Genomic DNA, 24,180 nt, shown 5'->3' with positions numbered 1-24,180 from the left:
TAGATTCAAAGCACCCATATATTACCCTAAATATATTTATATGTGCTGTTTAATAAAAAATGAAATGTTGCTGCTGTTCTTAGATATGGTTCGTTGAACCAATAATAGAAAAGGTTACTGCTTCCTCATAAGAAAACAGACAAATGATATTATCAGACAAGATACCAAAGTGGAAAGAGCATAAAGTGTGTTTTCTGGTTGGTTTTCATTTGGTTTTGAAACATTGGAGTCATATGTGCTGTTATCTTCTGTTGAATACAGTGCATCAGTTTCATCACGCAGGCTTTTCTCACTGGCCAATGCCTCACCGGTGATTGCAAACGGTGAAAAGCCCGGAACGCTTGCTTCGAAGTAGAGGTAGTTATCATCTGAACTTGTCTGCGTGGTTGAAAGTCGACTCCAAACGCCATTGTATCTGTTAATCACAATGGAATCCTGGCCAATATTGTAGTTCTCTATCCACTTTCTGTCTACTCTAAATCCTATTACCGGATCATCGATATTGCTGTCGATGGCATATCCTGTTTTTCCAACCCATATGTTTATGTTTTTGTATATCGTCCCGGATGGCAGGGAGTCAGCAAATGTTGACTTATCTCTGAGTATCTCGACTGTCACAGATATGGTTCCTGCATTTTTCAGTGATTTGTAACCAATATACTGGATATCGTTGTCCTCATTGCGGAATTCGAATTTAACATTATCTTTTCCAACAAATAGGGAACTTACATCCTTAAGTTCAATGTTCTCAAATTCCTCTCCTGTGGTTCCACCTCCGCCTCCGCCTCCTCCGCCTCCGCTAGTTGTGGATATTGAGGCTGTAGCTACTGATACTTCAGTTACTGTTATTGGAACCGTAAGGTTATCATGGTCTATTCCGTCTGTTACTGTGAAGTTCACAGAGTAGGTCCCTGTTTGATTGTCTATTGGTGTCCAGTTGAACAAGAGAGACGAGTCGTTGAATGTCGCACCATCTGGTAAAGTACCAACGTTCGAAAAATCAAGATGTTCGTTATCGGCATCTGTTGCATTGATGGTGAACTGAAGGTTTTCGTTTATTTCTATGGTTTTAGAGGACACTAATTCAAATGATGGTGGAGAATTTACATTTACTACCGTTATAGTGATTTTTTCTGAGTCATTTAGACTTTTTGCGGTTACAATAAACTCTATATTGTAGCTACCAGAATCATTGTGCCCTGGAGTCCATCTAAATTCTCCTGTACTTGAATCAAAAGTAGCTTCAGAAGGCAGGTCTACTGCAGAATAAGTTCTTTTGTCATCATCAGGGTCAGTAGCTGAAATGGAAAAAATAAGAAGCTCATTCTCATCAGTTACCTTGTTACCTATTGGATCAAGTTCGGGAGCTCTATCAATATTATCTACTGTTATGGTTATCGTCTCTGAGTCAGTAAGACTGTTTGCAGTTGCAATGAAATTGATATCGTAACTACCTGAATCATCATATCCCGGAGTCCATCTAAACTCTTTCGTAATGGAGTCGAAGGTGGCTCCGGCAGGCAATGTATTAGTTGAGTAGATTATTGTGTCATCATCGAGATCAATTGCAGAGGTGGTAAAACTCAAAAGTTCATTTTCATCAACTACTCTGTTACCTATTGGTTCAAAGTTTGGAGCTCTATCAATATTATTTACTGTTATGGTTATTGTCTCTAAGTCAGTCAGACTATTTGCAGTTGCAATGAAATTGACATTATAACTACCTGAATCATTGTACCCAGGAGTCCATCTAAATTCTCCCGTGCTGGGATCAAGGTTAGCTCCATCAGGCAAATTAGTAGCAGAGTAAGTTACAGTTTCATCATCAGGGTCAGTTGCTGATATTGTGAAACTTAACAGCTCATTTTCATCAACGGCCTTGTTTCCTATTGTAGCAAGCTCTGGTGCTCTATCGACATTTCCTACGGAGATAGTTATAGTCTCGGTATCATCAAGGCCATTAGCTTCAGCAATAAACTCTACATCATAGTTTCCAGATTCACCGTATGCAGGTGTCCAGGTAAATTCTCCTGTACTGGGATCAAGATTAGCTCCACCAGGCAAATTAGTAGTAGAGTAAGTTACAGTTTCACCATCAGGGTCAGTTGCCGAGATTGTGAAACTTAACAGCTCATTCTCATCAACAGCCTTGTTACTTATTGTAGCAAGTTCTGGTGCTCTATCGACATTTTCCACTGTTATGACGATAGTTTCAGAGTCACTGAGGCTATTTGATTCCGCAATAAACTGTACATAGTAACTACCTTCATCATTATAATCAGGAATCCATCTAAATTCTCCTGTGCTGGGATCAAGGTTAGCTCCATCAGGTAAAGTAGTAGCAGAGTAAGTTATAGTTTCATCATCAGGGTCAGTTGCCGAGATTGTGAAACTTAACAGCTCATTCTCATCAACAGCCTTGTTACTTATTGTAGCGAGCTCTGGTGCTCTATCGACATTTTCCACTGTTATGACGATAGTTTCAGAGTCACTTAGGCTATTGGATTCTGCAATAAACTCTACATCGTAACTATTTTCATCGTTATAATCAGGTGTCCATCTAAATTCTCCTGTACTGGGATTAAGGTTAGCTCCATCAGGCAAATTAATAGCATTGTAAGTTACAGTTTCATCATCAGGATCTGTTGCTGATATCGCAAAACTAAGTAATTCGTTTTCATTAACTGCCTTGTTACCGATTGCAGCAAGTTCTGGTTCTCTATCGACATTTTCCACTGTTATGACGATAGTTTCAGAGTCACTGAGGCTATTGGATTCTGCAATAAACTCTACATCGTAACTATTTTCATCGTTATAATCAGGTGTCCATCTAAATTCTCCTGTACTGGGATCAAGGTTAGCTCCATCAGGCAAATTAGTAGCAGAGTAAGTTACAGTTTCATCATCAGGGTCAGTTGCTGATATTGTGAAACTTAACAGCTCATTTTCATCAACGGCCTTGTTACCTATTGTAGCAAGCTCTGGTGCTCTATCGACATTTTCCACTGTTATGACGATAGTTTCAGAATCATTAAGACTGTTTGCTGTCGCAATGAATTCTACATTATAAGTGCCTTTATGATCATATCCTGGAATCCAGCTAAAGACTCCTGTGCTTGGGTCAAGGTTCGCTCCATTAGGTAAATTAGTAGCAAAGTAAGCTACAGTTTCACCATCAGGATCAGTTGCCAAGATGGTGAAATTTAACAGCTCATTTTCATCAACTGTCTTGTTATCGATTGCGGTGAGTTCTGGTGCTCTGTCTTTATTTTCGACCGTTATGGTGATTGTCTCATTATCAATTTCAATTCCATCGGTTACATTGAATTCTACATAGTACACTCCTGAATCATTATAGTCTGGAGTCCAGGTGAATATGTTATCATTAAGGCTGCCAAAACTTGCATTGGTAGCAAAGGTAAGATTATCATCATCTTCATCAATAGCAGATATATCTATATGAAGAATTTCAGATTCAATGATTACCTTATCGCCAATGTACTCCAAAACGGGAGCATGATTAGAAACTTGTGCAGCTTCAACATTAAATTTCCATCCGTAAGAAAATTGTTGTCCGCTATCTGTCATGGCCGTAACAGATACATTATATTCTCCTTCCTGGTAAGGAACAGGTGTATTGTACCAGATATTGTATCCATCAGGTATACTGCCATAATTGAATACTACCGGGATATCGTTGATTGACATATTTATGGAACTCTGGTCTACTCCTGCCGGATGTACAACATCTGTTGACACTACAGTTGTGCTATTTTCTGTATAGGAGTTCTGTGCCGGAAACTTGTTATTATCGCAGGTAAATGCTAATACCAGTGCAAAGGGCTGTTGCGGCAGGTCTAAAGGCTGAATGATACTATAACCCACTACTGTGATAGTGTAATCTCCCTCTGCTGTATTACTGAGTTCAATTCCTTCAACATTGTTTACGTGATCTGGTCCATTGTTACCATAATATGTGCCCGATGGGCCTGAAATTATCATATCAAGATCATTGACAAGTTCTTTTGATGAAAAGATGGTTCCCGGATAATCGGTCCATGCAAGGGTTGCTCTCATTGGTTGGCCACTCTTCACATATTCATATATATGACTCCATGAATCCGAAGTAGACAGCGAAATATCATCAAAATATGCTATCACTTCAGGATATGGCACAAGTATTGAGTTCTCGACATCAAGACGTCCCCATCCTTGTGAGTAGTCAGGTCTGCTGTCTATCTCCTGTGTGTCCTCGTCATCATACTGTCCCGGTGCCATATCATATGCACCATTGAGTAGGGTTGCTTTCATCAACGCAGCACTTGGATTAGCCATATTTTCTATTTCAGTGTAGTATTCCCGGACAAGCGCTGCGGAACCGGCAACAATTGGCGTGGACATGCTTGATCCGCCTAAATATGCATAATTGGTATTTTCAGTAACAATACCCCAATCATACCAGCTTGCCTGACTCGATTTTGTGGAGGCGATGAAAGTACCTGGGGCAACAATGTCGGGTTTAATCCTTCCATCATCAGTTGGCCCTCTGCTGCTAAAAGCAGCAATTCCTTCTGGATTGTTTGCAGTGTAATCATCTTTGATGGGGTTTATCAAGAATCGCCCACCTGACCAATCGATATCTCCCCATTTTTTGTAAGCGGTTCCAAAATTATCACCTCTATCATTTTCAGATGCACCGACTGCTATACAGTTCTTTGCGGTTGCAGGTGTGTTAAGTGAATCTGAATCGACCACGCTGTCATAATCCAAGTCACTCCCTTCATTACCAGCGGAGAACAATATCAGCATGTCAGGATGACTCCATGAGAACTGGTCAACAGAATATGAATAGGAATTATATGCTCCATTGGAATCCGCTCCCCAACTATTGGTGTGTATCCTTGCGCCTGCATCGTATGCATTCTGAAAAAGAATACTGATGTTTGAAGTTGGTATTCCTCCAAGTTCCCAGTCGTCCGTTCCTACAGCCTGAAATATAAGTGATGCTTCGGGTGCCATTCCTGCATACTGACCATCTGACATTTCTCCATTACCAAGGACGGAGCCAGTAACATGAGTTCCATGGCCTGTTATATCCTGTGCACCGTCTCCGGAAAAGTCCGTAATAGATAGTATCCTGCCTCTTATATCGGCATGCATTGAGTTGTCATTTACTCCTGTGTCAAGTCCTGTATCGCAGACCGCAATAATTTGATCGCTTCCGTTCAGCTTCAATGTATTATGGATTGCATTTACTTTGACAATACTTGCTGCAACATCGTTTGATACAGATGTTTCCTCATATTTATCTATCCAGCAGATTCCACTAATGGAAGCCAGGTCTTCAAGATTGTCAGATGGAATTTGTATTCTTAATATGCGGTCCGACGCATCAACAACTATTCCACCTAAGGTTTCTACATTTGATTCAATATCATAACTTTCAATGGGGTCAAATATGAATAGTATCATCTCAGAAGCATTTACATCATCTGCAAGCAAATTTGTATCCTGAATGATCAGGTTTTCATCTGTGTATTTATACTCCGGCAGAAACTCCCCTGTCCAACGCACAAAATCAAGCGATTCCACAAGAATCTTCTCTGTTCCATTCATCCTGAGCACAAAAGCGTTGTTTGGGATATAATCAAAGAATTCGGCTCCGACATTCTGCACTTCATCTTTCCATTGTTGACTGACAGGTCCTTCAAACTGCACGATATAATATGTTTCGGAACTATCCTCCAATTCAAATGTTGAAGATACTTTGGCCTGATCCTGTTCGGATACATTTTTTTCCGGTGGGCGGTCTGTATCTATATTACCTGATTTCAAAAAGATTAGATTTTCGTCACTGGCCGAAACGACCAGAGCAGAAAGCAGGATAATGATAATGGATATGAATATCGTTGTTGTTCGATTCATGGGCCGTGTTCCTGTTTTTGTGCTGATATGTAGGATTAGAAATATCTAAGTAGTAAATATATTCAGGCAAACTTGTATATAAAACGCAATGAGTATCTTAAAAATAGTATCTTTTGTATGTGTATATTAATGTGGGTTGACACTATGCAATAGTTGAGCAAAAAAAAGAAAAGACGCTTTTATACTGAAAAGCGTCAAAAATACTTTAGAACTTCCTCTTTCTCCAGAATCCTACATACATAGCTCCTACTCCGGCAAGTACCAGCACAGAAGCTGCCAGCTCAGAACCGGTTACTGAGAAACCGCTTGAGCTTTCGGTATTTGCGACACTTTGCTTTGTCATTTCATAACCTTCTACGTAATCATCCGGTGTAGACCGTTGTACATCCTGTACAGGTGTATCAGCATCCATACCTGCTCCGGAATCAGTCGCAGTTGTCTGGTTGGTTGACCCTGATTCAGAGCTGGATTCAACGATCTTCAGCTCCGTTCCGGCTGAACTGCTACTTCGGCTACTAACCGTTTCTTCCTGCTCAGATTGTGGTGTCTGGACCACTTCTCTCAGGGTTGCATCGTACATTTTTTTCTTATATGCATCCTGCATTTTCTTGCTAACTCCTGATGGATCCATATTTTCTTGTATAAATTTATCAAGCAATGGATTTCCACAGGTATGATGGCAGCAGGTAACATCATTTTCGACAACTGATCTAACATATTCTTTCACAAGATTGTGGGTCACTCCATCAGATGGATTCCAATAATCCGTGCGAGCGGATTCCAGTAATGTAGCTTTCATTGACTGGGATGCATATGGATTTGTAGTTTCAAGGTAATCGCTTACACCAAGGCCATATTTGTCCTCGACGTAGACATCATACATCTCATTCCACATATCATCAGTAACAAGAGATGGGTCTGTTACATCAAACACATGCAGGACTTCAAAGACTGAATCCATATATCTTGTACCGTCAAAACCGTTACCCATCATTCCTTCTATCCAGTTTGGATTCAGGTAACGTGAGCGTAAGTCCTTGTTAAGGAACTCACTCAGGGTTTCAATGTCTGCAGAGCTGCTGAGGTCATTGATATACATGTCAGGTGCAGAACCGCTGATTCTTTCAACTGACATGCTCAAACCACCGAAATAGGCAGCTACCATATTGTGGTCAAGCACACCGTAAAGATTTGATGTTCTGCTAAACACTGCAGTATCAACGTCTGCAAGGTTCTTCTCCAGTACACTTGAGTAATGCTCACCCCATATTTCTTGACCATAGATATATCCCATCCTGTCAATGTAGAGGTCGGCGATCTCGTCTGAATCTTCCCATGTATCACTGCTTATGGCTTCCTGTATCCCAGGTGTATATCCTCCTGGTGGGGGACAGAATATCTTTGAAACTGACAGGTTGTATGCAATCGATTCATTGTATCCTTCATCTATGAGGCTATGGTATGTTTCACTGGAATGCATTTTCACATAGTTGGGATATGTGTCATTGTCAGCTCCTGCCGCCATCCTGATAGCTTCATCTATGAGCTCAATCTTGCTCGGATACACATCACGGTAAAGACCTGAGGTTACCACCATAACATCTATCCTTGATCTGCCAAGTTCCTCGGAATCGATTAGTGTGAAACCTTTTACTCTGTTCTTGCTGTCATAATAGGGTTCTACTCCCAGAAGTTTGAATATCTCGGATTCCATAACTCCCTGGTTCCTTGTTGTTTCCACAGACCATAGCAGGAACGCTATCTTTTCAGGATATTGCCCATCTTCTTCAAGTTTCAGTGCAAGTATATCGTCTGCAAGTTGTGAACCAACATCCCATGCCGCTTTTGTGGGGATGAGGCGGTCATCGAATGTGTAGAGATTCCTGCCTGTTGGCAATGCATCAGGGTTCCTGATAGGGTCACCGGATGGTCCCGGTGTGATATACGTACCGTCAAGTGCATCGAGTATCTTCGTTATTTCACATTCGCAGTCCTGTATCCTTTCCATATACTCAAGTGCCAGATCCAGGTCACTTCCAAGTTCTGTGGAGTTCTGACCAAGTAGCATTATTTGTGCATCGTAAGGAAAGCTTCCGTTCAGTATTGTTTCATTCAATAGTAATACTGAAAGTTCCTCGTTTCCACCAAGAGTTTCCACATGTTCTACATATTCATCTCCAAGCATGCCTTTTATGAGCATGATGAGACTCTCGCCTTCAGGAACCTCACCAAGTATATGAGATCCGTATGGCATGTAGGCAGTCTTCAGTTCATAGAGATAATTCGAGAGTTCATTAATGAAAGCATCTGTAAGGTCTGCATCACCTGAAATTGAGTCAAGGTCAACACTGAGGTCATTGTCAAGGCTCAGGTTTCTTGTCTGGTTTATGATACTCTCTCTGTAACTCTCTTTCACCACGCTGTCTGTTGCTTGTTTGAATAATGTGATCTCCTGCTGGAGGTTTGCAAGGTCGCCATAAAGACCTGCCGGCACTATTGTCGGTGTCATGAAATCAATGATGAGCATATTTGCTCTTCTTCTGTCAAAGACACCTTCTGCATCCATTGGAAGTACGTGGATATGTGGCATATCTTCAAGTAAGAGTGCTCCCCAATCCTTTGCGGAAAGACCGCATTCTTTACCGGGCATCAGCTCAACGCTTGAGAATATAGTGAATAATGCGTCGGCTTCATATTCCCTTGACATGTATTTGTAGAAAGCAAAACACTGATGTGTTGGTGGATATGAAGCATTGTTATACATTGCTTTTTCACTTGAAGACCATCCGTGTTGTGGGTCAGGTGCAAGAAGAACATTTCCGAATTCGAGCACAGGTATGACCAGATATTTGTCTGTGGAATTCTCATAGACCATTATATTTCCAGGAGCTTCACCCCACATTGCTGTCATTTCATCAATTTTATCCTGTGGGAGTTCTTCGAACCACTCCCTGTACTGGGATTCAGGTATGAGTATTGTGCTTCCATTCTCAACACATTTGGTAAGTTCTCCGGGAGCCCAGCTACCAATATTGTGTCCGCTTTCCATCATCATATCTGCAAGTTCACTGGAATTTGGAAGTGGCTCACTGCCAACATCATAACCTCTCTCTTGCATAGCTTCAAGAAGGTTTGCCAGACTTGCCTGTGCATCAAGATAATAATCAATGTCTGCGCCCATATCTGCTTTACCGCCTTCAGGATTGTAATATGGTATAACCACTTTCTTCTCTGAATTCGATTTTTGGTGCAGTTCAGTCCAGGCTATTGTCCTGTCGACAAGCCAATCTATCTGATAATAAATTGGCTGGTTATATTCGATTCCTGTTGCCTCATCTATGGCTTTTCCGCTGATGACTATTGGCTCGATGATTCCATCAAGTTCTGCATAAGCTACCTGATACTGTTGAGCAGGCGGCACACCATGCACACTGTTCTCCCATTCTTCCACATTTACTCCTGAAAACAAGCGGGCACCGTTCAGGACAGTTATGTTCAGTGTCTGAAGGTCAGAAATTCCATGCTCATTGTCTGAATAATGCAGACGTGACCCACGTGATATCATAATAGCAGCGTCTGCAATGGACATATTATCCTTCATAAGGTAGCTAAGGGATTTTTCATCCTTGTAAGCATAAGTAGTTACAATCGTATTGTATCCTTTTCCTTCTATATCCTCAACAAGCGGGTCAAGCAGAGGCATGTCCCTTTCCACTCTTTTGTAACTGGTGGTTATTATTGCAATGGTAGGACTGTCTGTATCATATGTTCCTGTTGAACTGTACCAGTCAAGGTAATCATTGAGATTATCATATATCTGAGGTGCAAGTGGATGATAGATACCGTAGACAGGTCTTTCCACAGGTGCTGTGATGGAGTAGTTCAAACCGAAGAACTTCACCCCAAGGAAAGTAGTGAGTCCGTTGAAGTTCTCCTGGGATGCGTACTCCTGATAAAGATTTATGTCAGAGTACTGCGGATCTGATGTATTTACGTTATGAAGTCCGTAAGCTTCCAAGGTCTCTCCTATTGAGACGACATGTGCACCGTTTGTTTTCGCTTCATTTACTGTTGGTGCAATGCTGTCCACAACATAGGCATCAAGGTTCCTAAGAACAATCATGTCCTGATCGCTCAGATCAAAACCTAGGTCTGCATATGATGTGCCAAGATAGATACTGATATCCATCTGTGAACTTATCTGCGGGTCGGCAGCTACGTTCTGCATAAGTGTGACCGCATAAGGACGGGATAGCACATAGCTTATTTTTGGCCTTATATCCATGTCCGGTATTTTCACTATAATAGAAGTATTTACAGCTATTGTATCGTTTTCCGATAAGGCTGAATCTACTGCATTGTCAGTTGTATTTATTGTATCGTTACCAGCACTCTCTGCAGCAGCAAATGCTGTTGCTAAGAATACTATTATAAGAGCTGCTGCAAAGATATTCCTGTATTTTTTAATGTTTTTAAGTACCATATCGTACCTCACCACCAAGTTAGTTATGTAAGTTGATTTAAATCAAGTTTATTTGATCTATACTATGATAATCAGCTGATGAGACATTCGTTATTGAAAAAAATAGGGAAAAACTTAATATTATAAATATTATATATTTACACTGCATATTGTCCCCCGACAATGTGTAGGACACTCCTGCAATTGCTTGGCGGCTGAACAGGAGTGTTCACGACCATTGTTTTATTAATTCATAACTTCTTGATCATCATCCTCGTTTCACATAGAATTTCTTTCAATTATACAAATATTCAAAAATGCTACATATATTATGATTGTGCAAACATGTATTAGCTAAAACAAATATACATGTTCGTGCTTATAAAACAATTCATTAACTTTGAAAAAATAAAAAAGAAAAGACGCTTTCTTTGAAAAGCGCCAAAAACACTTTAGACTTTCCTTCTTCTCCAGAATCCTACATACATAGCTCCTAATGCACCAAGAACAAATACCGAAGCTACTATATCAGAACTGGATACTGATGGACTATTTGCATTATCATTGTTCGTGATACTTTGCTTTGTCATTTCGTAGCCTTCAACGTAGTTATCGGGGGTTGATTTCGGTGAATCCTGCACAGGCGCGTCAGAATCCAGACCAGCTCCTCCGGAATTTGCCATCATGGTCTGGTTAGATGACCCTGATCCTGATGCCATTGTTCTTTGGACAGAGTTGAGTGAATCATCCTTAACCTTTTGTAAATCAGTTTCTGTCTGTTTCTGTACCTGGAATTCATCTCTCTGTGTTGCATCGAACATCTGCTTATTGTAGTCATCTATCACTTGCTGGCTAAGGTCAGCTGGTATATTACCCTGAACAAATCCATCAAGCGATGGATTTCCACAGGTGTGGTGACAGCATGTTGCTCCATACTCTGCAACTGACTCCATATACTCATTCACAAGGTTATTGACAATATCATCCGGTAGATCGATATACCCTTTACGTACACCTTCCAGCATCCTGCCGGTCATGGACTGATAGGCACCAGGGTTGTTTGCATTGAAAAACTCCCTCATTTCGTCGTTTATGTATGTGTTATATACGGTCTCCCACATACTATCATCAACAAGCTCTGGATTGGATACTTCCCATCCCCAAAGATTGTCCACGAATTCAGACATCATTCGTGCACCGGCATAATCATACTTCATCATACCTTCTATCCACTTGTCGTTGAGGTATCTGGAACGCAGATTCGTGTTCAGATATTTCTGCATGGTGACCATTCCGCTATTTTCAGAATCCCTTGTGTCTGAAACATACATCTCTGGCGTTTTGCCGGACACATATCTGGTTGCAAGGTTGAGACCTCCAAAATACTGGAAGAAGTCATCATTGTCCAGTGTATCATAGAGGTTGGATGAATCTGAATGTACCGAAGCGTCAACATTCATAAGGTTCTGTTTGAGTAGGTCTGAACATTGCTGACCCCAGAGTTCCGTACCGTAGGCATATCCCATTTTACTCAGGTAAAGTTCTCCTATCTGGGCTTCATCATCCCATGTGCCACTTGCTTCTATGGCATTGGAAATACCAATCTCATAAGTACCGTCTCTTACAGCGAAACAACGCATTGTGGAAATCTGATCCGCAGTCTCATTATCGTAGCCAGCCTCTAGCAATGCCTGTTTTATTGAGATTGTACTCTCATTCACATAGTTGGTATGGTTGCCAGATGGGGCAGTGTTTGCAAGTCTTACCGCCTCATCTATCATCTTGAGCTTGTCGGGGAATGCATCCCTCATTCCTGCGGTTGCATAGACAACATCAATACGAGGTCTGCCGGGGTATTCGCCATAGCTTGGCATAAGTTCGGACTCGTTCATCAATTTAAGACCAATTACCTGTTTGGAAGTATCATCCCATTTTGGTTTTACTCCAAGCATGTATAGCATCTCAGCTTCAAGTGTACCGTGGTCCCTTATGAATTCCACACCGAATCTTGAGAATGATACTTTCTGTGGATATTCTCCATATTTGTCATAGTAATCCACCAGCAGATCCTGTGCAAGCCTGGAACCAAGATCCCATGTGGTTGGGGATGGATATAGTCTCGAATCAACTCCATAGAAATTACGGCCTGTGGGTACAGAATCCGTATTCTGGATGGGGTCTCTTCCTGGTCCTGGTGGTACGAAGCCTGCATTCAGGGCATTTATAACCCGATCAATCTCAGTAGCTGATGCAATAAGGTTATCTCTGTGTATTATTCCACTTTCAAGTAAAGCAGTAACTGATGAATCATTATATCCATATACCATATCCTGTGCCTGTGCAGAGTCAGTGTTGTTAGTAACAACTTCCCATACAAGCCAGTCAATTTTTGTATCGTTGTAGGGTATTCCAAGTGGGTACTCAGTTGTATCTGAATAGAAAGTGCTGGATATCAGAGTTTCAAAACTGCTTCCAAGCATTGACCTTACCATTACAGATATCTGGTCATCCACTGGTCCACTTTCGTTCATAGGTGGAACTTCTCCGAGTATATGGAAACCATATGGTATGTTCTCCTCGGAAATCTCCTCCAGATATTCATGGAGCACATTCTTTACAAAGACCTGGAACTGTGAATCGTCTGCCCTGTAGGTTTCTATCATAGTCTCATTCACATCAAGATCCTTATGGAGATTGAGTTCTACCATCTGGTCAATTATTGTTTCTCTGTAACCGTTCCTAACTTCATCTGTAATTGCAGGGTCATAGTACACCTGGATATTTGCTGCAATATCAGCCATCTCGCCATGCAGACCTCCGCGTTCAAGGGTTGGCGTGAGGTGGTCTATGATCAAAGCATTTCCACGGTATTCTGCTGTCAGTCCTTCTCCTATGTTGGCCACGATGTATGGGTATATGTTAGGTAAATCCTGCAGAAGAAGTGGTGCCCAGTCGGCTGTCCTGTTCATACCGTATGCAAGTCCTGGAAGCCATTCATGTGTACCGTGAGTACCAAGATGGATAATGGCATCAGGATCCCAGTCTTTGTTAAGCCAGAGGTAGAAGGCAATGTACTGGTGTGTAGGAGGAACAACGGAGCTGTGGTACAGCACGTTATCATTCTGAAGGGAACCACGGGCAGGTTGTGGCATGAGCCATACGTTGCCGCATTGGATTGTTGGAATTACAATATATTTTCCAGTTTCATTTTCCCACATCATGAGTTTTTTGTCTTCGGGGAAATCATCTGCCCAAGGTACTCCCCACTCATTTATTACATCGTCTTTAAGGTTTTGAGGTAACTCATTCTCAAACCATTCCTGATATTCATCCATTGGGATAAGTTGCAGTCCCCATTCAGTTCGGTTGTTCACCATTTCTTCAAGAACACCAGGTGCCCAGGAACCTGCATTTATCCCCTGTTCCATAATCATTTCCTGAAGAAGTGTTTTGTTCTCTGGAACATTATCAAGACTATAGTCACTTTCATTCATTTTGGTGAGCAGGTTCATCATGCTTGACATTGTATCCAGGTAACTGGCTCCTATATTGTCCTTACCTGATGGATAGTTGTAATAAATAACACCAACTTTTTTCTCCGCGTTATCCAATCGCTTTAGTTCTGCCCATTTGATAGAGCGGTTAGTCATCCAGTTTATCTGTGCATCATTAGGTTCGTACTCGTAGACACCATATTTTATCTGCTTACTCTGTCCTAGTACAATATATTCGAAGATACCGTCGATGTTTGGACTTACTGTCTTTCTGACGGCTTCTTCGTTAGAGATACCTCTGTTAGCATCTGCCGGATCACCTGAATCAGGATCAGCAACCATACCTTTCAGTACGGGAACATCAAGATTTGTAAGCTCGGTTAGGCCATATCCATCATACATGCTCACGTCCAGTCCAAAGCTTTTGAGGGATATCATACACTGAACCAGTGGGGTTCCACTTTCATCACAATAGTATCCGCTGATATCAAGGAATGTATCAAAGCCGGCTATAACATTACAGCCCTTGCTTTCAAGATCATATATAAGAGCGTCGACAACCTCTGTGTTACCATCCTTGTAATCTGATTTATGGAACCATATGCCAATCGTAGGCTTGGTAGGATCATATATGTGATGTTCACCATCAGATTCATTCTGGTACCATTCCAGATATTCTTCTGTGGTGTCAAACCAGTAAACATCATCATCCGGATGATAAAGACCCTGTGGGAGTAGTACAGGAGGCTGACATTCCCAGCTATCAGTGAGTGCTGATTTGTTGCCATAGGTCTTTGCAAGGTATATAATGAAATTTTCAGCATTAGCTTTCAGAAACTCTTCCTTCATTCCCATATTGAAGAAGTAATTCTCATCGTCACTTTCGTAGGGTTCACCACCATCGAAGTCATAATCGTATATTGAGGTGTCAATGTAACTCGCAATGTTCACAAGGGTGGTTCCATTACCTTTTGCTTTCTCCATTTCATTGGAGAACTCTTCATATTTAGAACCCCATAGCATGTAGGTAAATATGACATCCTGATTACTCAGATCAATGTCTGAGAGGTTATTCTTTGTTGTAAAATATTGAACATTTATGCTTTCATTATAAGGATTTGAACGGTTAGCAAAATCAATCACTTCTGCATCATCATAAGTAATCAATGTAATATTTACATGGTTTTCTTCTGCCGATACAACAGTTGTTAGTGATACCAACAACAATATACTTAATACTAATATCGATTTTATTCTTAATTGCATGTTATCCCCCGATAACGTGTTTCAAGCACTCCATTTTTTGCTTGGCGGCTTAATGGAGTGCTATATAATAGTTATAATTCTAGCTCAACAAAAGCATAAAATAGGCTATGCTTTTCCAAAACTTCGTTTCTTCCTGCATAGCACTACGTGTGTTTAAATGAATATATATATAATTTTTTCAACAAACCACCATTTACACTATTGGTTATAATTACATCACTATAAGCAACATTAACTATATGTTAGCTTAGGTTTGTAATCGTTAAAACTAATAATTGTTGTATATATAAAAGTTTCGCTTTTTTCGCGATAAAAAAAGAAAATGCGCTTTTTTTGAAAAGCGCCAAAAACACTTCAGAACTGCCTTCTTCTCCAGAATCCTACATACATAATTCCTACAAGGCCAATCACCAGTACAGAAGCTACAATGTCTGAGCCTGATATAGAATAGGGACTGCTTTCAGATTCATCTTCAACAGTTTCCCTTGTCATTTCATAGCCCTCGACATAACTGTCTTCAACAGGTGACTTCAGGGAAGCTTCTTCTTCCAGTATTTCTCCTGCACCGGAATCAGTGAAGCTACTCTGATTTCCTCCACTGGTTTCAACAACATTCAGTTCAGTTCCGGTACTACTGGAACTCTTGCTGCTACTTGGAGTTGAAGTTGGAGTTGCTGTTTTCGGGAGTGGATTCCTTGTTTCCTCCATGATCTTCTTGTACTTGTCCATCTTTTCTTGTGACACCTGAATCCTTCCGGAATCGATCTCACTCTGGATGAACTCATCAAGTGTTGGGTTACCACAGGTGTGATGGCAGCATGTAACACCATTATCGTTAACAGTGTCAATATACTCGTTCACAATATCTTCCATAACATTATCTGAAGGGTTCCAGTTTCCTGTCCGAACCACTTCGATCAGTCTGCCAGTTGTTGATTCATAGGCATAGGGACTAGCATCTTTCATCCAATCCGATACTGCCTGGTCTGCAACGAACTTTCCATAGGTCTGGTCCCACATGTCATCGGTTACAAGACCAGGTGTCAGAGCTTCAAGTCCCCAGAGGTTCTCAACGAAGTTCATCATCATTCTGGCACCCTCGTAACCATGTGCCATCCATCCTTCAATGTTAGTATCACTGAAAACGGTGTACAGTTCGTTCGCGAGGTATGTTTCCATGTCCTCTACCACGAGGTCGTCAGGATTTTCCAGGTTGGCTACCAGAAGATCAGGCATTTCACCGGAGATGTGTTCAATGGCATTGGCCAGACCTGACATGTACTGGAAGAACTCATCGGTGTTTGTGGCACCGTAAGTGTTGGAACTTCTGCTGTGTACAAGCACTTCGGTTCCGTCCAGGATGTTCTCAAAGACAAATGTATCATCGATCTTTACATCCTCACCTGTCTGCTGCTTAATGTACTCCTCTACAGTCTGTCCCCAGAGGTTCTGGCCATAGATGTAGCTCATCTTGTTGATGTAAAGCTCAGCAAGCTCGCTGTTGTCATCCCAGGTGTTACTGGCTGACACAGCGTTTGACATTCCCGTTCCGTAGGAACCGTCCTCCGGACCGAATACCCTGAACTGTGCTATATCAAGTGACAGGTTGTAGTTACTGATGGTATCATTAAGAGATGACTGAAGAGCATCGGTGTTCTCCCTGACATAATTGGTGCCGGATTCATCCTCGTAGGCAAGTCTTACTGCCTTATCGATGAGTTCTACCTTCATTGGGAATGTATCCCTGTAAAGACCTGATATTTGTACCATGACATCGATGCGAGGTCTTCCCAGTTCAGCTGCTGGTATCAGTTCCACATCAACGACTTCACTATCGTCCTCATCCCAGACAGGTTTGACTCCAAGCAGATAGAATATCTGTGCTTCCATTACACCTTCGTGACGTGTGGATTCTCCAGCCCAAAGTATGTATCCTGCCTTGTTTGGGTATTCACCATGTTCTGCATAGTAATCGGTTATCCATTGGTCTACCAGTGCTGTACCCTCATCCCATGCATGTTTTGTTGGGATCAATTGTTCATCGAATGCATAGAAGTTCCTGCCTGTTGGCAGAGTGTCAGGACGGAGTATCGGATCGCCACCAAGGTTTGGCTCGATGAATCCTCCATCCATTGCCTTGAGCACCTGATCAACTTCATTATCTGCTTCTACCAGAAGTGCTGCATAATCAATTGCATTGGCAAGGTGACCATCCAAATCTGTGGAACTGTTACCGAGTAGTACCTGCATCTGAGCATCTGTTGTGTTCATGCTGTCAAGCAGAACAAGACTGAGTATGTCCAATGGTGCGGATTCAGACTCGTTGTAGACTGCAACAGCCTCTGTGTAGTCATCACCAAGCATGGAATTGATCATACCTACAAGTTCATCGTCCTGTGGTGCTTCGCCAAGTATGTGAAGTCCGTAAGGCATGGACTGGCTTCTCAGATCCCTTAGCACGTCATCCAGGTCATCCAGGAAGAAATCTACTGTGGCATTGTTCTCTGCAAGGCTCATGTTCACTCTGCTGTCAAGGCCAAGCTCCAGTGTAAGGGTTATTATGTCCTGCAGATGAGCCTGTAGAAGTGATTCGGATTCTGTGACTGATGTCTTGTAGGTATTGATCTTATCATTCAACACACTGTAATTACCGTAGCTTCCGGCAGACACTACAGGTGGTATCAGGTGGTCAATGATAACGGCATTGCCTCTGCGTTTTGCCTGCATTCCTTCTCCCATACCATCCATTACGTATGGATATACAACAGGTATGTCACCTGTCATGATAGCAGGCCATTCCTCACTGAGCAAGCAGAAATCCTTACCAGGTAACCATTCAACGGTTCCATGTCTTCCCATGTTTACCATTGCATCAGCATCGAACTCGTTCTGCATCCATAGATAAAATGCAATGTATTGATGGTGAGGTGGTAGTTCCTCGTCATGGTAGAGTACTTCGTTGTCCTGCAACCATCCTCTTGTTGGCTGTGGCGCAAGGATCACATTGTCACTGAGGCTTATCTTCGGGATGACGATAAATCTGTCATCATTGCCATCGGTGTAGACCATTATCTCTCCGGGAGCCTCTCCCCACATGTCGATAACTTCTGTCCTTCTTACTTCGGGAAGTTCATTGAACCAGCCCAAATATGTGCTTTCAGGTATGAGTTCGACCTTTCCGGTCTCAACCATCTTGTCCAGTTCCCCGGGAGCCCATGTACCAACATTCCTTCCCTGATAGACCATGAGGTCCACGAGTTCTGTCTTGTTTGGTATGAGTGTTCCATTCACGTCGTATCCAGCATCATCCATTCCTTCAAGGAGGTTCACAATACTTGGTGCAACTTCCAGATATGATGCACCGATATTGTCCTTTCCGCCACCATGGTTGTAGTAGATGATAGCTATCTTCTTGTCAGATTCTTCTTCAATACCAAGCTCTGCCTGAGCAATTGTACGTTCAATTAGCCAGTTAATCTGTTCATCATGTCCAATGTACTTTTCTACTGTACTGTCGTCCTCAACAATCGTTTCCAGAGCTCCGATCATAATAGGATCAATAGCACCTTCAGTTTCAGGTCTGTAAAGTCTTAGCATATTAGTTACTGGCAACGGAGTACTGGTTTCCATCCACTGGCTTGTGTTCATGTACCCGTTGAGTATGGCATTCATAACAGGCACTCCAAGTTCATCAAGATCAAAGTAATTTCCACGATAATGGAAGGAAACAACAGCATCAACTTTTGTCTGGCTGCTGTGGTTCAGATAGGGCTCAAGATAGTAGCCTGATTTTCCGTAACATGCAATGACATTCGCTCCTCTGCTTTCAAATCCCTCTATGATTTTATCAATTGGTTCCATGTCATCCAGATAGTAGGAGCCATAAAATGTGATGCCTATGGTTGGTGCGTTCTCATCGAAAGCATGTCCATCTGTTCTGTTGGCATACCAGCCAAAATACTCGTCTGCATCGACCACGAGGTATTCAGCAGGCATGTTTTCCATTCCTGGGTGATAAATTGCCTTTGGTATCACACTGGGTTCTTTTACAGTTAGATCATTACGACCATAATATTCCTGTGCCAGATAGAATATGAGATTGTCAAAGTTTGTGTCATCTAACGAAGCGCCAGACCAGTAGTCGTCCAAATGATCTTTGAATTTAGTAATTGTATCATAATTTGGATTGGACGGAAGTGTGTAATTGCTCTCAGGCAAATATGTATTCTGACCAATTACCAATGCGCCATTATCAATAGCTTCCTGAAGCGAATCCTCAAATTCTGAAGCACTCTGCGTAACCATTTTTATGTAAATTATATCCATATTGCTGAGATCAATATTATCAGGCAATTTTGTAGTGATATATGTACTTACATTTATGTTTAGCTCAGGATTAGAATTAACCCTGTTTGTGAAATTGGCAAGTTCTTCCTCATATGATGAATACCCGGTAATTATTGCTACATCCAGGTGAGGCTCATTGGTGATGGAAGATGCTCTTTGCTTCAGCAGAACCAGATCACTTGTCTTGTAGTAATAGGTGCTCATTGCATAAAGGTAAGTATTTCCTGTTATTGCTGATTTGTCCAGATATGCCAATACTTCGCTTTGATCTATATCTGATCCGCTGACTACTTCAAGCTCAAGGTCTGTAATGTCTGAGCTTTTTATGTTTATGTCTACTTTCCCATTGTACCATCTCCACTCATCATACTTTTTAGAATATGATTCATTGACCGAGTACAGGACATATTCTCCATTTGGAATATCTTCAAAAGTAAAATTACCGCTGCTATCAGATGTGGTGTTAGCTATAAGTTCATCTGTTTGTTTGTCAATGAGAACCAACGTACTTGCTTTGTAGTAATAGGTGCTCATTGCATAGAGGTAAGTATTTCCTGTTATTGCTGACTTGTCCAGATATGCCAATACTTCGCTTTGATCTATATCTGATCCGCTGGCCACTTCAAGTTCAAGGCCTGCAATGTCTGAGCTGTTTACTTTTATGTCCACTTTTCCGTTGTACCATCTCCACTCATCATACTTTTTAGAATATGATTCATTGACCGAGTACAGGACATATTCTCCATTTGGAATATCTTCAAAAGTAAAATTACCGCTGCTATCAGATGTGGTGTTAGCTATAAGTTCATCTGTTTGTTTGTCAATGAGAACCAACGTACTTGCTTTGTAGTAATAGGTGCTCATTGCATAGAGGTAAGTATTTCCTGTTATTGCTGACTTGTCCAGATATGCCAATACTTCGCTTTGATCTATATCTGATCCACTGGCCACTTCAAGTTCAAGGCCTGTAATGTCTGAACTATTTACTTTTATGTCTATTTTTCCATTGTACCATCTCCATTCGTCATATTTTTTAGAATATGATTCATTTACTGAGTACAGGACGTATTCTCCATTTGGAATATTCTCAAAAGTAAAATTTCCATTTGAGTCACTGGTCGTATTCGCAACAAACTCAAACTGGCTCAGGTCCAGTGCGGTTGCACTAGATGAAAACATAACTATGCTTAAAAGAAAGATTAGACTGATCTTTCCAGCAATTCCGATGTAATTTTTTTTAACTATTCTCTTTTCTATCATACCGACCACCATCTGATCCATTTATACTGACTTTTCATCCACCATTTTTATGGTTTAGTAACTATAAATTGTTTTAAAACAAATAAACTTGCGTTCATGATAATAAAAAAAAATAAAAAATTAAGTCGAGGTAGTATTTGCCCCCTCTTCTTCTGGCACATAAACAACTCTTCCGTCAGCCAGTTTGTAGGCTGTACCAAGTGCCTCTCCTGTTCCACCGCCTATCTGGTCGGTCATGTTCAGAACTTCAATGGGTTTTCCCTGGTCCTTGATGATTATTTTCATATCCTTTTGTCCGGGATTCTTTACTATCGTTATATCTTCCGTGGGACTGAGAAGTTCCGGTAACTGGTAGGACATAACCAGTGCTACCAGGAGTGCAACTGAGAAAACCATTGCAATATCAAAAAGGTTGGCAACCCCTGTAAGGGGGTTTTGTTCATCCTCATTATTTATGAGTCCTGTTCGTCGGCTTCTTCTTCTCTTCACTCCGCAACCTCCAGAGTGTCGAGGATATAGTCTATATCAGCCATATCCTGCCAGTACCATCTTTTTCTTACCTGGGTAAGCACATAACCGATAATTCCTGCGAAAAGACCGATCACTGTTGTAGCAAAAGCTATCATGAGGTTGTTTGCAAGCTGTACGATATCTCCTTGTGAAAGACCTATAAGTGCAGGTCCAAGGGGAATAAGAGTTCCCATCAGGCCGAGCATTGGTGCGATAGTTGCAACGATCCTTGTCTGTTCAAGTCTCTTTGCCATTCTTATCTCATATTCCTGGGAGAGCCATTCAACAGCAGGTAGCATGTTCTTTTCAAGATGATCGGCAGCAGAAATCGCAAAACTTGTAACCATGAAATTTTGCTTTATATTTCGTAGTGAACTGGCAGCCTCTCCGTATTTATGGGAGCTGACATGTTCTCTTACCTTGTTACAACACAGTTCAAGGTTTCCGATATCTCTATGTCTTTTTGCATATTCTGACAGGAATTCTCCTATAAGCATTAGGGAGAAGACTACCAGCAGTATGAGAATGATGATCACCGGGTACAGCAATGAAGCTGAAAATGTGTACAATATACCAAACAATGAAGAAGTAGCATCCATTTTTATTGACCTCTAATGTTATTGAGGGCATAGCCCCCTATTATGAAAATGGTGAATACCAACAGTGGAATAATCTCGAACTCTCCCCCGCTACTTAGTACCAGGTTGAGTTTCTTTGCCTTGATGTAAGCTGGAACTATCATCGCTCCTAGAAGGTAGAAAATTCCAAGGAACATCATTGTTGTTCCAAGATCTTCAGGTGTTCTTTTCATTTTTCTGAAGACCCATGTTGATGATATTACTGAGATAAAGAAAACAAATCCTACAAGTACCCCGACCTTCCAGCCGCTGACCTCAAGGGTTGATGCCAGTATCATGCATGAAACAAAAAGAGCTGTAAGGCAAACCGGGCATGGTACGGAGATCACAAGGAACGTCTTTTTGGAAACGTCATGGCCACAAGACCATTTTTTCTGTGTATATATGCCTGCACCAATGAGGACAAGTGCTATGAATACATGTAATGTCATTCCAAGATTTGAAATAGCTTCAATATAGGATTGGTCCACTATTTCCACAAGACTCCCAAGTATTATGGAAATGACAAAGTAACTGCTTGCAAGTATCAGGATATCTCTTTTTCTGACAGTGGAAAAACCACATCCTACTCCGGTCTTCAAACCAAATATGAAGATGCCTATTAGTATGCCTACCACTGCTGCATAAACGTAGCTCATTGAATTCCTCTTTTTTATAATTTATTATGAATATCGATGTGAGTAATTTTTATGAGTGAAAACAACTCATACATTATAGTTTAAACAATGTATATATATATTTAAATTATGCATGTTTGCTTTACAACTAATAAGTGCAAACAATCTACCTATTATTAAATCTTTCGGAATGTTCTCACATAAAATGCGTATCAGGCAGTATAAAATTTCACAATGTGCTGATACAGTACATATACAAAATATATTATCTATTATAATGAAAAAAAAGAGGTAACTTCAAAAAATAGTTAAAACGTAAATTTTTCAGGTTCAATACAGATGTAACTAGCACATCTGGTTTTTAAGAAAAAGTTCTAAAAAAAAGAAGACAACCCTTTATGGGCTGTACTATACAATAATTATTTCTTGAATTCGGTGTATCCGCACTTTCCGCAAGTGCGTCTGTCCTTGTGCTCTGCAAGGAATACTCCTTCGCCACAGCGTGGGCAGGCCTGACGGGTGCGCTCGATGGACTCGCCGCTGACCTTGTAGTAATCTTTTACTGCCATGATTATTCCTCTGCAGGTGTTTCTTCTTCTTCTTCTTCCTCTACGACTTCTGGTTCAGGAAGCTTGTTTCTTTCAAGTACATATGCTTCTTCAACCTGCTTCATGCGGGCTTCATCTTCATATATCTTGATATATGCTTTAAGTTCCTGCTTACCGAACTCGTTTTCGATCTTCTGAACGATTACAAGTTCTAGTGGTACAGTGAGCATAGCTGCAATTTTGCCTTTCACATCATCTCTTGACGGTGTTGCTCCGTCAAAAGTGACAGTGAGGTTTAATTCACGTCTGTTGAGAAGCGCATTATTTTTATCGTTAATGATTTTGATATCCATCCAGTTTCCTCCGAATAGTTTCTATTTGTTCTGAATCATGATCCTGTTCTTTGAGTATTTCAGTTAACAGGTTCTTCATTTGTTCCTTTTTAGGTAACGTTATCTTAACAAGCACAACACCTTCGTCCGGCTGCCCATAAAGAACAGCTGAGCCTTCAGGTGCCATAAGAATCGCAGGCACAGCAGCCAGGTCCTCCTCGCCGCGCACAAATATCCTGACATTTTCATCTGTATTCAACGCATTTCTTACGGCGTCTATCAGATCTTCGGTTATTACCCCTGCTGGATTGTCAACGGATATTTCGGTGAACCCTTTATGCTTAGTACCTACTACGACCCGGTCTGATGCCGGTCCGCGTTTGGTGCGGTCATCCACTATGAGGATGTCCGGTATTATTCCAATATTGAGCAAGTGGAAGGTAGTAACATCACCTACGGATATAAGTTTTGTGGGACTACCAAGGTCCTTGGAAAGTTTTTTGATGGTGTCATCGCCTTTTCCTCTGTAAAGGCTCCCAAAACTCTCCCGAAAACGTGGTCGCAGTGTATCGGGTAAAGTTAAATGAAGGCCCAATTAGCGCACCTTCAATGCATACTTATCCGGGACTTTCACGTCAATTTTCTTTGCTATCTCTGAGCGTTCCGGATCTATGATAATTACCATACCGCTCCAGTCGGAACTGAGATTACTTGATCCGCAAATGGCACATGTTTGGCCATTGATTATTCGGTGACATTCCCGGCAAACCTGTTCACTCAT

At 41.3% G+C, this 24,180-nt stretch carries 11 protein-coding genes; all 11 read right to left on the bottom strand.

Going from position 1 to position 24,180, the window contains the following annotated elements; translation table 11 throughout:
- Positions 1 to 114: 114 nt before the first annotated feature.
- The gene (locus tag WN948_RS12425) at positions 115 to 5,925 is read right to left on the bottom strand and encodes a putative Ig domain-containing protein (RefSeq protein ID WP_342304514.1); all 5,811 of its coding nucleotides are present in this window, start codon (positions 5,923 to 5,925) and stop codon (positions 115 to 117) included.
- Positions 5,926 to 6,130: 205 nt separating this feature from the next.
- Positions 6,131 to 10,408: a cobaltochelatase subunit CobN gene (locus tag WN948_RS12420; RefSeq protein ID WP_342304512.1), complete on the bottom strand. Its 4,278-nt coding sequence runs from the start codon at positions 10,406 to 10,408 to the stop codon at positions 6,131 to 6,133.
- 431 nt (positions 10,409 to 10,839) lie between these two features.
- Positions 10,840 to 15,147, bottom strand: coding sequence for a cobaltochelatase subunit CobN (locus WN948_RS12415; RefSeq protein ID WP_342304511.1), 4,308 nt, complete (start codon positions 15,145 to 15,147; stop codon positions 10,840 to 10,842).
- A 354-nt stretch (positions 15,148 to 15,501) separates the two neighbouring features.
- Positions 15,502 to 20,754 (bottom strand): cobaltochelatase subunit CobN, encoded by a 5,253-nt coding sequence (gene cobN, locus WN948_RS12410; protein WP_342304510.1) that lies wholly within the window; start codon positions 20,752 to 20,754, stop codon positions 15,502 to 15,504.
- A 120-nt stretch (positions 20,755 to 20,874) separates the two neighbouring features.
- Positions 20,875 to 21,243 (bottom strand): DUF2149 domain-containing protein, encoded by a 369-nt coding sequence (locus WN948_RS12405; protein ID WP_342304509.1) that lies wholly within the window; start codon positions 21,241 to 21,243, stop codon positions 20,875 to 20,877.
- Positions 21,240 to 21,863 (bottom strand): MotA/TolQ/ExbB proton channel family protein, encoded by a 624-nt coding sequence (locus tag WN948_RS12400; protein ID WP_342304508.1) that lies wholly within the window; start codon positions 21,861 to 21,863, stop codon positions 21,240 to 21,242. Before WN948_RS12400 ends, WN948_RS12405 begins: the two co-directional genes overlap by 4 nt.
- Before the next feature lie 2 nt (positions 21,864 to 21,865).
- Positions 21,866 to 22,540, bottom strand: a complete 675-nt coding sequence (locus tag WN948_RS12395; protein WP_342304507.1) for a DUF2162 domain-containing protein — start codon at positions 22,538 to 22,540, stop codon at positions 21,866 to 21,868.
- Between the two features lie 398 nt (positions 22,541 to 22,938).
- The gene (locus WN948_RS12390; RefSeq protein ID WP_342304506.1) at positions 22,939 to 23,088 is read right to left on the bottom strand and encodes a 30S ribosomal protein S27ae; all 150 of its coding nucleotides are present in this window, start codon (positions 23,086 to 23,088) and stop codon (positions 22,939 to 22,941) included.
- Positions 23,089 to 23,090: 2 nt separating this feature from the next.
- The gene (locus WN948_RS12385; protein ID WP_342304505.1) at positions 23,091 to 23,420 is read right to left on the bottom strand and encodes a 30S ribosomal protein S24e; all 330 of its coding nucleotides are present in this window, start codon (positions 23,418 to 23,420) and stop codon (positions 23,091 to 23,093) included.
- The gene (locus WN948_RS12380) at positions 23,401 to 23,994 is read right to left on the bottom strand and encodes a GTP-dependent dephospho-CoA kinase family protein (protein WP_342304504.1); all 594 of its coding nucleotides are present in this window, start codon (positions 23,992 to 23,994) and stop codon (positions 23,401 to 23,403) included. The genes WN948_RS12385 and WN948_RS12380 overlap by 20 nt, the downstream gene beginning before the upstream one ends.
- Positions 23,995 to 24,180, bottom strand: a complete 186-nt coding sequence (spt4, locus tag WN948_RS12375) for a transcription elongation factor subunit Spt4 (protein WP_342304503.1) — start codon at positions 24,178 to 24,180, stop codon at positions 23,995 to 23,997.

The sequence above is a fragment of the Methanolobus sp. ZRKC5 genome (genome assembly GCF_038446525.1).
GTDB lineage: Archaea > Halobacteriota > Methanosarcinia > Methanosarcinales > Methanosarcinaceae > Methanolobus.
This window is presented reverse-complemented; position numbering and strand designations above follow the sequence as displayed.

Coding starts and splice junctions, on each gene's coding strand:
- WN948_RS12425 (WP_342304514.1), bottom strand. CDS start 5,925: ATGAATCGAACAACAACGATATTCATATCCATTATCATTATCCTGCTT.
- WN948_RS12420 (WP_342304512.1), bottom strand. CDS start 10,408: ATGGTACTTAAAAACATTAAAAAATACAGGAATATCTTTGCAGCAGCT.
- WN948_RS12415 (WP_342304511.1), bottom strand. CDS start 15,147: ATGCAATTAAGAATAAAATCGATATTAGTATTAAGTATATTGTTGTTG.
- cobN (WP_342304510.1), bottom strand. CDS start 20,754: ATGATAGAAAAGAGAATAGTTAAAAAAAATTACATCGGAATTGCTGGA.
- WN948_RS12400 (WP_342304508.1), bottom strand. CDS start 21,863: ATGGATGCTACTTCTTCATTGTTTGGTATATTGTACACATTTTCAGCT.
- WN948_RS12395 (WP_342304507.1), bottom strand. CDS start 22,540: ATGAGCTACGTTTATGCAGCAGTGGTAGGCATACTAATAGGCATCTTC.
- WN948_RS12390 (WP_342304506.1), bottom strand. CDS start 23,088: ATGGCAGTAAAAGATTACTACAAGGTCAGCGGCGAGTCCATCGAGCGC.
- WN948_RS12385 (WP_342304505.1), bottom strand. CDS start 23,420: ATGGATATCAAAATCATTAACGATAAAAATAATGCGCTTCTCAACAGA.
- spt4 (WP_342304503.1), bottom strand. CDS start 24,180: ATGAGTGAACAGGTTTGCCGGGAATGTCACCGAATAATCAATGGCCAA.